Origin of the sequence: Gelidibacter maritimus (genome assembly GCF_014062315.1) — a bacterium.
GTDB lineage: Bacteria > Bacteroidota > Bacteroidia > Flavobacteriales > Flavobacteriaceae > Gelidibacter > Gelidibacter maritimus.
In genome coordinates this window covers 213,386-227,636 of record NZ_JACGLT010000006.1, presented here as the reverse complement: position 1 = coordinate 227,636, position 14,251 = coordinate 213,386, and the positions used below count along the sequence as shown (strand labels likewise).

The window sequence follows — 14,251 nt, the reverse complement described above, 5'->3', positions numbered from 1 at the left end:
ATTATGAAAAATAACGCTTTAAAACATCCCATTTTCAAAATCATATCCCAATCCGCCGAAGCGTTAGGAATCGACGCCTACGTCATTGGTGGTTTTGTTCGTGATTTTATCTTGAAGCGCGGACAGCATAAGGATATCGATATTGTAGCCATAGGCAGTGGAATCGATCTCGCTAGACAAGTGGCGAAGAACATTCCCAACCACCCAAAGGTTCAAATATTCAAAACTTATGGTACTGCGATGTTGCGTTACGAAGATATTGAGGTGGAATTTGTAGGCGCACGCAAAGAGTCTTATACGGAAGAAAGCCGGAATCCTATCGTCGAAAACGGCACTTTGGAAGACGATCAAAATAGACGTGATTTTACGATAAATGCTATGGCATTGGATTTAAATCCTTCCCGTTTTGGCGACTTGCTTGATCCCTTTGATGGTCTTAAGGATTTAGATGCCAAGCTTATCAGAACACCCTTAGATCCGGATATTACCTACAGCGACGACCCTTTACGAATGATGCGCGCCATCCGATTTGCCACACAGCTCAACTTTACCATCGAAAATGCATCACTTATAGCAATTTCAAAAAACAAGGACCGCATCAAAATCATCACGAAAGAACGGATTGTGGTAGAGCTTAATAAAATTTTGGAAAGCGAGGTACCTTCCATCGGATTTTTACTGTTGGAACAAACTGGTCTCTTGGACTATATTTTACCAGAACTGGTTGCCCTAAAAGGTATTGATGAAAAAGAAGGACAACGTCATAAAGATAATTTTTACCATACATTGGAGGTGGTTGACAACATTGCTCAAAACACTGACGATCTCTGGTTAAGATGGGCTGCGCTTTTACACGATATTGGCAAAGCACCAACTAAGAAATTTAGTAAAAAAGTGGGGTGGACTTTTCATGGACACGAGTTTGAGGGTTCAAAAATGGTGTATCGTTTGTTTAAACGATTGAAGATGCCACTTAATGAAAAAATGAAGTTTGTACAAAAACTAGTGCTCATGAGTTCTCGGCCAATCGCTTTAGCACAAGATGTTACCGATTCTGCTGTAAGACGTTTGGTTTTTGATGCTGGTGATTATGTGGACGATTTAATGATACTCTGCGAAGCCGATATCACTACAAAAAATCCAAGAAAATTTAAAAAATACCATAACAATTTCAAGCTTGTCAGAGATAAGATTATTGAAGTTGAAGAACGCGATCAAATTCGAAACTTCCAACCTCCAATTTCGGGTGAGGAAATCATGGCGGCCTTTGGCTTAAAGCCTTCAAGAGAGATTGGCACTATAAAAGAGCGTATCAAAGAAGCCATTTTAGAAGGAGAAATACCCAATGAACACAAAGCGGCGTATGACTTGATGCTCGAGGAAGGCAAACGTTTGGGGTTAACGCAAGTGATAGCAAGCGACTAATGGCATGTTGGATGGCGTGAAGCGTTCAAAAAATGAAGGTTAAATCAAAAAACATCGTGTTAGGCCGATCGGTACGGACGGACAAATCACCGATGGGAATTAAAATTAATGTTCAACGTCAATTTCAATTTTTTATAAATAAAATGGCAAAACAAAAAGATAATAAAAACGTCATCTATTGGCTCCTTACAGGTTGCGCATTACTCTTTATCATGGTAGTAATAGGTGGAATTACCAGATTAACAGATTCTGGATTGTCGATGTCCGACTACAAGCTCATTACCGGCACCATTCCGCCTTTAAATGAAGCTGAATGGCAGGAAGCCTTTGAGGTTTACCAACAATATCCAGAATTTCAGAAACTCCATTCGCATTTCACATTATCCGATTTTAAAAGTATTTATTTTTGGGAATGGCTGCATCGAGTTATGGGTCGTTTGATTGGACTCGTATTTATTATTCCATTTATCTATTTTTTAGCAACCAAGCAGCTTACCTCAAAAACCATAAAAAAATGTTTGGTTTTATTAGCACTTGGTGCATTTCAAGGATTTTTAGGATGGTATATGGTGAAAAGCGGATTGGTGGATATGCCCAACGTGAGCCATTACAGATTATCAGCCCATCTAACCACAGCATTTTTAACGTTTGCAGCAACACTTTGGGTGGCTTTGGATTTAAAATTTCCTAAAAAGAAACCTATCGATAAAAGCTTTAGAAACCTCCTTGTTGTTGGTTATATCGTTTTGGCAATCCAAATTATTTATGGCGGATTTGTAGCAGGATTAAAAGCTGGTTTACTCCACAACCATTGGCCTTTTATGAATGAAGGCAAATTTATACACGAATCAGCTTATGCTATTGAACCTTTCTATATCAACCTGATTGAAAACCCAAGTGGTATCCAATTTGTTCACCGTACGATTGCTTACATCGTTGTGATTATTATTGGTATCATCTGGTATCGTGCAAAGCAAATGACGCTGACGCCCATACAATCCAAAAGCATTGACAGCTTACTATTTCTTGTTTGCCTTCAGTTTTTATTGGGCGTGCTGACCATTATTTACGGCGTTCCGTTATGGTTAGGTGTAGCCCATCAAATAGGAGCATTCTTCTTGCTGTCTGCAATGACATTTGCTTTACACCGCTTCAGCAGATAAATAATGGAAAATGTTTACCTTTGCAAATTAAAATTTAACCCATGATTTACAGATTCAGAATTATTCTTGACAACGACACCGATGATGATGTTTTTAGGGATATAGAAATTCGAGAAACAGACACTCTCGAAGACCTACATAATAGTATCACACAAGCATTCGGGTTTGATGGTATTGAAATGGCATCGTTTTACTTAAGTGATGAAGAGTGGAATCAAGGCGAGGAAATTCCAATGTTTGATACAGGCGATGTTCAAGGGGAAGTAAGGCTTATGAACGAAACTGCCATCAATAGTGTTGTTCATAAATCGAAAACGAGACTCATTTATGTTTATGATTTCTTCAGCATGTGGACCTTTTACGTAGAATTAGGCGAGATAATTGAAGAGGCAGAAGGTACGGATTACCCAAATTTAATGTTTGTACATGGCCAAATTCCTACTGAAGCACCTCAAAAAAAGTTTGAGGCCGAGGATGAGTTTGATGATTATAACGAATTTGACGACGATTTTGACGTTGACGATTACGAGAGCCTAGATTTTGACGAGAATTGGAATTAAAGAGAACTATTTCTTATTGTTAATTTTCATTTCTTTATTCCTGTCAATTTAAAAATTATCTGACCAAAATTTTAAGTGCTTTACGGTTTTGAGTCTTATATCCACTATCTTGAGTCTTGTTTCTTGAGTCTTGTTTCTTGATTCTTGTTTCTTAAGTCTTGTTTCTTGAGTCCTGGTTCTTGATTCTTAATCCTTGAATCTTGATACTTGATACTTAATACTTAGTACTTGGTTCTTAATACTTAATACTCACCTACTCACCACTCACCACCAATTCACCTCAAGTGTTTCATATTAACAGTCTCATAATTTCGTTGCACAAAATCTAAGGCATTCTTAACAATCTCACCCATATTTTTACTCCGTTTAAATTTTAAATCGAGCGTGTATTCATAAATGGTCATTTTAAGACGCTGGATGTGTTCTGGTTTGGATAATGTATCGTCAATCATACAGTCCAATAATTGCTTGATACGCTCATGATAGCTAATTAAACGTTTGGCAATAATGGAGCGTTCTTCTAACTTATATTGATCAATGGATTCCTTTTGGAACTTTTCTTGTACCAATTGGACCATAGCCAAGTTCTCCTTAAAAAATTGTGGTCGGTACACATTAAACTTGCCTTCGTAACTTTGTTGATCAAAATCAATGGCCCTAATTTTATAGACGACGTGATCAAAATCATGCGTCGGGACAATGACGTAGTTATATGAACGCATATCTCCTAAAAGTCTGATCATACAGCGTTCATTAAACTTTACAAACTCTTTTGCTATCTGCGATTTTTCTGATGGCGTACACGTAGGCAACATGTTTTTAATAAATTCATCTCCCGGAACCCCTGAAATATGTTCTTCAATCAACGTATCCTGAAACACTAAAAAGTTTAAGTTATAAGGCGAAAGCATGTGCTCTAATTCCAAGCCGTAGATGCGTGAGGCATCTGCTTTCTTAACATAAAAATAAGTGTAATTATCGTTCAAAATGTTTCTGATCTTGATTCGAAAGGGTTTAGAGTTTCCAAACGTACAATAATCAATGGCATCCACACTTAGAAACGGAATGGTACGCTCATTCCCATCGGAGTGCAGAATGGTGTAGACTTTCTTCAGACTTAAATCTATTTCCTGGCGTTCAAATTCATTGAAGTAAACCCTTACCCAAAGCGTATCATTATCATCTTTATCGTATAAAACAACCGAGCCTTGAAACCGTAGCAAATCGTCATAAAAAATAGGCAGTCTTATATTTCTATTATAGTCAGAAAGATAAGCATGTAACTTTTCAGTTATGGGATAAGACGGTTTTCGTAAGGATATTTTAAGATCTTGCATAGTGCTTAAATTAACTCAAATGTAAAGTTAATATATTTACTGATGTAACAAATTTACAAATCACTCGTCTTACGTGTAACTAATCAATCAGAAAAGCATCTTGGAAACTATTCTCACCATCAAAAACCTCACTAAAAAATTTGGTTACCTTACGGCGGTCAAAGATCTCTCATTTACTATCAATAAGGGTAACGTTTACGGCATTTTAGGTCCAAATGGAAGTGGTAAATCCACTACCTTAGGCATTGTCCTTAACGTGGTCAATAAGACTTCGGGTGAGTTTAGCTGGTTCAACGGTTCGGTGTCAACCCATGAGGCATTAAAAAAGGTGGGCGCCATCATTGAGAATCCAAATTTCTATCCTTACATGACGGCCTATCAAAATTTAAAATTGGTTTGTAAGATCAAAGGTGTTGATTATAGCAAGATTGATGAGAAGCTTGCTATTGTAGGTCTTTTGGAGCGAAAGGACAGTAAATTCAGCAACTACTCCTTGGGAATGAAACAACGATTGGCTATTGCTTCTGCACTTTTAAACGATCCGGAAATACTAATTTTGGACGAGCCGACCAATGGATTGGATCCACAGGGGATCCATCAAATCAGAACATTGATAAAAAAGATTGCCAGCGAAGGCACCACTATTTTATTGGCATCACATCTCTTGGACGAAGTCGAAAAAGTATGCTCGCATGTTGTGGTGCTGCGAAAAGGCGAAAAATTATATTCTGGGCGTGTGGATGAAATGATTTCCAGTCATGGCTTTTTTGAACTCAAATCAGAACAACATGAAGCTTTGGCTTCCTTTCTACAGAACAACCCTAATTTTTTAAGTGTAAAACAGGAAGGTGAACTTATCACCGCTTTTCTAAAAGAACCTATGGATGCCGCAACCTTCAACAAGCTATTGTTTGACAACGGCATTACGCTTTCTCATTTAGTAAAACGAAAAGAGAGTTTGGAGGAGCAATTCTTGAAATTAACTGACACTATCTAACCCATCAAAACCACCCCTATGTTACGACTAGTCAACTTAGAACTACAAAAACTACTATTAAACAGAGCGAGTAAAGTCTTGATATTTATCTCCTTTGTTCTCCCTTTTACGGTTTTGATACTTTCATCCATAAAAATTAATTTCTTCGGTTTTTTTACCTTGGAATTGGGCGAACTCGGTATTTTCAATTTTCCCATCATCTGGCATATTACCACATTTTTTGCGTCTTATTTTAAACTATTTTTCGCTATAGTGGTGGTCAGTATGATTGGTAATGAGTACAGTAACAAAACCATAAAACAAAATTTGATTGATGGACTGAGCAAAAAAGAATTCATTCTTTCCAAATTTTATACTATTGTCTTCTTTTCGTTCTTGGCCACCGTCCTCATTGGCGTGGGTTCGCTATTCATCGGACTTTACTATTCAAGTTATACTGAGGCATCCATTATCTTTAGAGAGACCGAGTATCTATTGGCATATTTTCTAAAGCTGGTAGGTTTCTTTAGTCTATGTCTGTTTTTTGGAATGTTGGTAAAACGATCGGCTTTTGCATTGGCATTTCTCTTTATTCTCTACATTTTTGAATGGATTATTTTTTGGATCGTAGCCCAGGCTTCAAGTACAGAAATGGCATGGAAGGTCAAGAATTTTTTACCATTGGAGTCCATGTACAATCTGATTGACCAACCGTTTCAACGTGTTGTCATGACCAAGTACCCTGAGAAAATTGACATGGCCTATGACTATGCGGTGCATTGGTATGAAATTGTCATCGTTTTGGCTTGGACGGCTCTATTTGTGTTTTTATCGTACAGATTGTTAAAAAAGCGCGATTTATAATATATTTGATAGCGATTGCCATCATTAATTGTACAGAATTTTTTTTCAATTTCGATCACAGATGTATTCATAAAAGTAGTTGAGTATAACTACTTTTATTATTGAGAATATCAGTTGTGAATCTATTTTGTTTAGGATGGACAATTAAACAAGCATGATGATTCCTGGTTTCAGGAATATGACCATTTGTATTTTTTTAAAGTCCACCATATCCTAACGCATTGCTTTTTTGAAAACACTTCTTAGATTTCTGCCAGCATTAAGTATACTTTGTATAAATTATATGTCCTTTGGGCAGGGCCCTACAGACTGTATCGACTCTGTGATTATTTGTGGGAATTCCACGGTCAATTTAGTTGTCAATGGCGTTGGGGTCCAAGAATTAAATAATTCCAATACCTGTGGCAGTAGTGAACACAATAGCATTTGGCTACAGGTGTCTTTAGTTACCGATGGCACCTTAGGCTTTATTTTGAGGCCCAATAGTACTGCCATACAAGAAGATTATGATTTTTTTGTTTTCGGTCCAAATGTTCCATGTAATAATATTGGACAGGCTATCCGATGCTCAACAACCAATCCAGCCGCAGCCGGTTTGAGCAATAATTTTACGGGAATGAACGCCAGTTCAAGTGATACCTCCGAGGGACCTGGACCTGATGGCGACAGTTTTGTGCGTTGGTTGGATGTCTCGGCGGGCGACACTTATTTTATCGTTATTGATCGACCTATAGGAAATAGCGGATTCACCTTGGAATGGACGGGAACCGCACAATTTTCTTCACCACCGGTTAATCAAGCGGATTCCGTAACGCCATTGGATTTAGAGAAGTGTGATACACAAATGCCTTTTGAAGACGGCATGACAAGTTTTAATTTGAATGTCAATACACCTATAATCATGGGCACACAAACTGATGTGTCTCTTAGTTATCACCTTACGGAAAGTGATGCTAATATCAATATTAATCCGCTACCAAGCATCTATACCAACATTTCCAATCCACAGAAAATTTTTGTGAGGATGACAAACACTACTACGGGATGTTTTGAAATTGTCGATTTCTCACTTATCGTAAATTCAGGGCCAAATTTTAGTCCTCCCACGCCATACCCTCTCTGCGATTCATCTGCCGATGGTAACGCTAATAATGGACAGACTTTTTTCGATTTAAATTCAAAAAACTCTGAGATTTTAAAAGGTCAAGACCCCTCCTCTATCCATATTAGTTATCATGCTACTCAAGCTTCCGCAGAAATGGGCACAGCTTCATTGACCAGTCCTTATTACAACACCAATCCAAATCAACAACAGATTTTTGTCAGAATTGAAGATGCATCCAACGCCAACTGCAGGAGTATTACACCCTTAGATCTGATAGTTAATCCACTTCCTGATGCCTTTGACGCTACCATCATCCAGTGCGATGAAGATAACATTTCGGACGGACAGACTATTTTTAATCTAGACCAGGTCAAAGATGCTGTTACCAGTGGTGTTGCCAACAGAAGCTTATCGTATCATTTTACTGAAACGGATGCTGAAAACAACCTCAATCAAATCAACGGAACTGCTTACGAGAATCTCACAAATCCACAATTATTATGGGTAAAAGTAACTAATGATTTAACGGGCTGCTTTAGTATAAGCCAGTTGAATCTGGAGGTCAGCACAACTTCGGCAAACAATGCAATACTTGAGTATTGTGACAATGACGGGATTGAAGATGGACACTACAATTTCAACCTCTCTGAAGCCGATGCTGCCGTTTTAAACAACTTGCCAAGCGGAATGTCACTACTCTATTATGAAACTTATAATGATGCGCTCTTAGAAAAGAATCCACTACCAAATATTTTCACGAATACAATCCCATATTCCCAAACTATTTATGCAAGGGTCGAGAACAGTAATGCATGTTATGGTATTAGTGAAGTTGGGCTCACGGTATTCAGAATGCCAAATATTGTGATGGAAGAAGAAGCCATTTACTGTCTGAACAAATTCCCAGATAAAATTACTATCACTGGTGGAGTTGTTGATGATGATCCCATCAACTACACTTATGATTGGTCTACAGGTGAAAGCACTTCAGAGATTATGGTAGATAGCCCAGGAAACTATGCCGTTAGAGTATCCAACGCCAACGGTTGTTTTAAGGATAGAACGATTCGTGTGCTACCTTCAAACATAGCCACCATAACAGATATCAGCATTACGGATGCAACACAAAACAACACCATAAAAGTACTGGTTTCAGGAGAAGGAGATTATGAATACGCCCTTAACAATAGTCATGGTCCATATCAGCAAAGTACCACTTTTGAAAATGTTTCTGCTGGCTTCCATACCCTTTACATTAGAGATATAAACGGTTGCGGCATCACTCAAGAAGCGATTTCTGTGATTGGGTTTCCAAAATATTTCACACCAAACAATGATGGCTTCAATGATTTCTGGCAAGTCTCCGGTATCAATGCACAATTTCAACCCAAAACCACCATTTATATTTTTGATAGAATGGGTAAATTGCTCAAGGAACTTCATCCTCTAAGCAACGGATGGGACGGAAACTTTATTGGCAGACCAATGCCTACTGATGATTATTGGTTTGTCGTAAACTTGCAAGATGGCAGGGTTTTAAATGGTCATTTTAGCTTAAAGCGATAATCCAATCATAAATCCAATCCTTGAAATTACTCCTCCCGAAATGAGCATTTGAAATAGTATTACAAATAATACCAATTCAATGGGTTATAAAATAGCGCCATAAAAAGTAGGATATTTAATACACGAAGTTATACTTCAAAATCAATTATTTAAGATAATAAAAACAATTTCGATTAAAAAATAGTAAAAACGGTTATTAACGTTAATATTTAGTGTATTTCATCGGGTTTTATTGTATTTCGTCTAAAAATAAGTTACTTTTGGAGTCCCTAATAAATGATAAAAGAGAATGCATTTCCCTAAAGTGAATTCTCTCCGACATACTTAACCTATAAAGAATGAAATCCTACCAAGTATCCCTCCTTGTTTTTGCAGGAATTTTATGTAACCAGGTATTTGGTCAACAAATAACCATAGATAGCAAGGTTGCTCCTCAGCAACTTATCGAAAATCACTTAATTCAAGGTTGTGTTGAGATTTCCGATGTGAATTCACCAATAAATGGTTCAGTAAATGGCTTTTCAAGTTTTGGTTATTTTGAACGCGGCAACTCTAATTTTCCATTTGAAAATGGCATTATGCTTTCTACCGGTAGTGCAGATTCCGCTGGCAATCAAATAAAAGACAGTCCTTTAAATGAAGGCGATAACAATTGGCTTTCAGATCCTGATCTAGAAACGGCGTTAGGCATCTCCAATACACTTAATGCTACGGTGATAGAATTTGATTTTTCGTCGCTCTCCAACCAAATACAGTTTAATTATATTTTAGCGTCTGAAGAATATTATGGCAACTTTCCCTGCGATTATTCCGATGGTTTTGCGTTTTTAATCAAACGGGCTGGCACCAATGATCCTTATCAAAACATCGCCATCATCCCAGGTACCGATATCCCCGTAAATACGAATACCATTCATAATGAAATTGTAGGTTTTTGCGCTGCCTCTAATGACGATTATTTTGATGGTTATGGCATTGGAGACACCAATTATGACGGTCGGACAAAAGTGATGACCGCCACTGCCAATACAGTCCCAAATGTAGTTTATCACATCAAACTGATTATTGCGGATCAGACAGATTCCAACTATGACTCTGCAGTATTTATTGAAGGCAATAGCTTTGCTGCCGTGGTTGATTTGGGAGAGGACGTTACCACCTGTGCCGATCGTCTAACTTTAGATGGTAATATTGACAATCCGGATGGTGTTTATTCATGGTACCTGGATAATGAACTTTTACCAGGTGAGACCCAATCTACATTGACAGCATTTGAATCGGGTATTTATACGGTGAAAATTGATATTCCGTTAGGAAATAGATTCTGTACCATTGACGATAGTGTCGCTTTGGTTTTAAGTTCAACCCAAGCGGCTTCAGAAATATCTGATTATGGCATTTGTGATGATCTATCTGGTGATGGTTTTGGCGTATTTGACCTTTCTACCAAAAATGCAGAAGTTTTAAAGGCAGTCCCCGAATCTGAATACGCTATTTCGTATCACTATACCAATGCTGATGCTCTTGACAACACTAATGCCATTACCGCACCAATAACCAATACCATTAACCCGCAACCCGTTTTTGTCAGAATTGAAGATATCGTTAATGGGTGTATGGCCTACTCATCATTCAATTTGGTGGTACATCAACTTCCAGAAATTATGACACCAACAGACCTGTTTGCTTGTGATGATGTTACTCAAAACGGATTGTCGTCTATTGATTTAACCGAAAAAAATCATGAAATCACGAACGGTCAAGAAGATTTAATTGTTGGTTATTACCATACACAATCAGATGCTGATGCAGGCGTTAATCCAATTGCATCTCCGTATAATAATCAGTCCAGAACCGAAACTTTATATGTAAGAGTTACCAATCCTGAAACGGGTTGTTCAAGTACCACAACCCTCACTTTAAACGTTCTGGACAGACCGGTAATAACCACTGGCAATCACTATTTGGATGCCTGCGACCCAGAACACGATGGATTTTCACAATTTAATCTCAATGACATCACCCCAGATGTTTTAAACGGATTGACTGGTGTTTCAGTAACATTTCACGAAGTCTATGACGATGCACTTTCAGGCTCCAATGCAATTACCAACCCTTCCTCATATACCAACACCAGACAAGGTTATCAGACCTTATACATTAGAGTCATTAATGATGATTCTGGATGTGCTTCGGTTACTTCATTTGAAATCCATGCCAATCTTCTATTAACTGGAACACGTATTGAAGATTTTTCAATATGTGATGTAAAAGATGGTGATATTCCGGCATTCGACCTAAATAATATTGCCGAAGTAATTATTAACGATATTCCAGATGTGACAATTACATTCTATGAAACATTAGAAGATCAGACAAACCAGATTAATGCACTAAACCCTGCATTTCCTTACCTGCCAACAGAATTCCCGAAAACACTTTATATCACATTACAAAACAGCAGTTGTTCGGAAATTTCGGAAATACAGCTGTTGCTCAATCCATATATAGATTTCCCGTCCATAGAATCCGTGACCTATTGTGATGTAGACCAGGATGGGTTTACAGACATTGACCTGACCTCATTTTCAAGTGCTATTACCCATGGCGAGGATGGCTATACAGTCCGTTATTTTAAAACACAGGAGGATGCCGATAGAAATCGAAATGAGCTCCCAAATTTTTACACCAATACTGCAAACCCTTTAAGGCTTTACACCCGGACCACTTCAAATACCACGGGCTGTTCGGATATTAAAAGTTTTGAAATCACGGTTCTACCAGCCCCAGAAACATCTACACCAGAAACAATTATTATTTGTGATGACGATCAAGACGGTTTTTTCAATGTGGATTTAAGCACAACTATTAGCGAGTTGGTGGCAAACAGCGAAAATAGAATCATTTCTTTCCACGAATCATTGGAACATGCAGAATATGCGACTGAAGCTATTATCAACGTCAACAACTATAGAACCAATACACAAACGGTATACGCCCGCGTGGAAAATGAGCTCACCGGATGTCATTCCATTGAACCTGTTAAAGTTATTGTCAATACGCTACCCGACTTTACTCCTATTAGTGATTATATCTATTGTGAAGATTCTAGCGATGGTTTTGGGGAATTTATTTTCGAGAATAAAGACTCTGAAATTTTAAATGGCCAAAACGGTAAAGTGGCGTCCTATTATTTGAATCAACAAGATGCTGATAACAGAACAAATGAAATAAACAAGACCGAAATTTATAAGAACATCAGCAATCCTCAAAAGATTTTTGTGAGGGTAGAAAACACCACGGACATCAGTTGTTACGGCACCTCATCCTTCAATATTGAAGTTGGTACAAGTCCAGAGTTTAATGTCGCTGCCGATTGGTTTGTATGTGATGATATCTCAAACGATGCCACTGAAGTTTTTGATCTCTCAGAAAAGATTACCGAAATCTCAGCTGGAATTGATGACAATTTACATATTACTTTTTATACCAGTTACGCCAATGCGGAAAATGCCGTGAACCCTATCAATACAAAATATGCCAATACAAAGAATCCACAAAAAATCTTTGCACGCATTGAAAATGGTAGTATTTGTGCTTCAATAACCAACTTTAGTCTAGGTGTCATCAAAGCTCCAGATGCCAATCCGTCCAAACCACTTATTCAATGTGACACGGATTATGATGGTCAGATGACGTTTAATTTGAAACAATCTGAAATTGATATCTTGGAAGTACGCCAGAATAATCTTGTGGTGGCCTATTATGAAACTACTGAAGATTTGGAGGCAGAAACCAACCCTATCCATAGACCGGAGACTTACAAAAACATTTCAAATCCTCAAACAGTTTATGTACGACTTACCAATACTGTTTCAAATTGCTATTTATCTATTCCGTTGGACCTAATTGTCAATCAGCCACCGGTATTTAATCCCATTACCAGTCTATCAATTTGTGATAATGAAGCGCATGAGTATGATTTGACCGAAGTAGATGATCTTCTCGTTGATAATACTTCAAACCTGAACATTTCGTATTATAAATCCAAAAAAGATGCATTAGATGCCAACAACGCTCTCGACAAAAATTTTCGTCATAAATCGGCGGTAGAAAAGATTTATGCTAGAATAGAGGACGCTACAACCCTATGTTTCACAACCCATCAGTTGACATTAAAAATTGACCCCTTACCAGTGGCCAATGTCGCCATAGATTTAGAACACTGTGACGATGATTTTGATGGTTTATACACCTTCGACCTTTCACAACAAAGTGCTACGATCTTGGGCAGTCAAAATCCTGAGCAATTTCGGGTTTCCTATTATGAAACTAATGAAGCTGCACATTCCGGCTCAAATGCGCTCAGCACCTTTTATGCTGCAACCGATTTACAAACCATCTATGCAAGAGTCGAAAATAATGCAACCGGTTGTTATAATACCACAAGTTTTCAAACTTACGTACATCCACGACCGCAAGTAGATATACCTGATCAGGTGATCTGTTTGGATAGGGGTCCACTTGTGGTAAGTGCCGATACCAATAATGCAGACGATGTTTATTTATGGTCAACCAACGCCACCACCCCAGAGATTGAAATCACTGAAATAGGCAGCTATTGGGTTAAGGTGATGACTATATTCGGATGTGAAACCACTCAGGTCTTTAATGTTATAGAATCAGAGTCTGCAACCATTGAATTTACCGAAACAGTCGACTTTTCCGACCCTAATAACATTACCGTCACCATTAGCGGTATTGGAAATTATCTATACGCATTAAACGATAATGATCCACAAGAATCCAATGTTTTTGAGCGCGTGCCTATCGGTCCCAACTTGATTACTGTTATTGATTTGAATGGTTGTTCTGAAGTTACCAAGGAGGTCATTGTAATCGATACGCCAAAGTTTATGACCCCTAATGATGACGGCTACTTTGACACTTGGCATATTACGGGCGTCGAAACTTTACCTGGTACTGTTGTTTATATTTATGATCGTTATGGAAAACAAATGGCTTATTTAACCTCACGTTCCAACGGTTGGGATGGCACTCACAACGGACATAAAATGCCAGCCTCAGACTATTGGTTTGTTGCTGAAGTTAAAAAAGACAATGAGTTCTTTCAACTCAAAGGGCACTTTACATTAAAGCGCTAAACACCATACCGAAAATGTGCTATTAAAAAATAGCATTTCAGCTATAAAATTTTCATATTAACTGCAAAACCCTCATTATTGAGGGTTTTT

The 14,251-nt window shown here is 37.9% G+C and carries 8 protein-coding genes; 7 read left to right on the top strand and 1 reads right to left on the bottom strand.

The window, feature by feature from the left end:
• The first annotated feature begins 3 nt into the window (after nucleotides 1-3).
• From H3Z82_RS09860 to H3Z82_RS09850, 3 genes are all read left to right on the top strand, one after another.
• Nucleotides 4-1,425: a CCA tRNA nucleotidyltransferase gene (locus H3Z82_RS09860; protein WP_182205334.1), complete on the top strand. Its 1,422-nt coding sequence runs from the start codon at nucleotides 4-6 to the stop codon at nucleotides 1,423-1,425.
• A 143-nt stretch (nucleotides 1,426-1,568) separates the two neighbouring features.
• Entirely contained in the window at nucleotides 1,569-2,588 is a 1,020-nt protein-coding gene (locus H3Z82_RS09855) for a COX15/CtaA family protein (protein ID WP_182205382.1), read from the top strand.
• Nucleotides 2,589-2,629: 41 nt separating this feature from the next.
• Nucleotides 2,630-3,148, top strand: a complete 519-nt coding sequence (locus H3Z82_RS09850; RefSeq protein ID WP_182205333.1) for an IS1096 element passenger TnpR family protein — start codon at nucleotides 2,630-2,632, stop codon at nucleotides 3,146-3,148.
• A 275-nt stretch (nucleotides 3,149-3,423) separates the two neighbouring features.
• Here H3Z82_RS09850 and H3Z82_RS09845 read toward each other — a convergent pair whose 3' ends face one another.
• A complete protein-coding gene (locus H3Z82_RS09845; RefSeq protein WP_182205332.1) occupies nucleotides 3,424-4,485 on the bottom strand; it encodes a hypothetical protein in 1,062 nt (353 codons plus the stop codon).
• A 100-nt stretch (nucleotides 4,486-4,585) separates the two neighbouring features.
• Between H3Z82_RS09845 and H3Z82_RS09840 the strand changes: the two genes are divergently transcribed.
• From H3Z82_RS09840 to H3Z82_RS09825, 4 genes are all read left to right on the top strand, one after another.
• Nucleotides 4,586-5,482, top strand: coding sequence for an ABC transporter ATP-binding protein (locus H3Z82_RS09840; RefSeq protein WP_182205331.1), 897 nt, complete (start codon nucleotides 4,586-4,588; stop codon nucleotides 5,480-5,482).
• An 18-nt stretch (nucleotides 5,483-5,500) separates the two neighbouring features.
• Entirely contained in the window at nucleotides 5,501-6,325 is an 825-nt protein-coding gene (locus H3Z82_RS09835; RefSeq protein ID WP_182205330.1) for an ABC transporter permease, read from the top strand.
• Between the two features lie 283 nt (nucleotides 6,326-6,608).
• Nucleotides 6,609-8,996, top strand: a complete 2,388-nt coding sequence (locus H3Z82_RS09830) for a T9SS type B sorting domain-containing protein (RefSeq protein ID WP_182205329.1) — start codon at nucleotides 6,609-6,611, stop codon at nucleotides 8,994-8,996.
• Between the two features lie 338 nt (nucleotides 8,997-9,334).
• Nucleotides 9,335-14,161, top strand: coding sequence for a T9SS type B sorting domain-containing protein (locus H3Z82_RS09825; RefSeq protein WP_182205328.1), 4,827 nt, complete (start codon nucleotides 9,335-9,337; stop codon nucleotides 14,159-14,161).
• The last annotated feature ends 90 nt before the right edge of the window (nucleotides 14,162-14,251 follow it).

Coding starts and splice junctions, on each gene's coding strand:
- H3Z82_RS09855 (WP_182205382.1), top strand. CDS start 1,569: ATGGCAAAACAAAAAGATAATAAAAACGTCATCTATTGGCTCCTTACA.
- H3Z82_RS09825 (WP_182205328.1), top strand. CDS start 9,335: ATGAAATCCTACCAAGTATCCCTCCTTGTTTTTGCAGGAATTTTATGT.
- H3Z82_RS09845 (WP_182205332.1), bottom strand. CDS start 4,485: ATGCAAGATCTTAAAATATCCTTACGAAAACCGTCTTATCCCATAACT.
- H3Z82_RS09850 (WP_182205333.1), top strand. CDS start 2,630: ATGATTTACAGATTCAGAATTATTCTTGACAACGACACCGATGATGAT.
- H3Z82_RS09835 (WP_182205330.1), top strand. CDS start 5,501: ATGTTACGACTAGTCAACTTAGAACTACAAAAACTACTATTAAACAGA.
- H3Z82_RS09830 (WP_182205329.1), top strand. CDS start 6,609: ATGTCCTTTGGGCAGGGCCCTACAGACTGTATCGACTCTGTGATTATT.
- H3Z82_RS09860 (WP_182205334.1), top strand. CDS start 4: ATGAAAAATAACGCTTTAAAACATCCCATTTTCAAAATCATATCCCAA.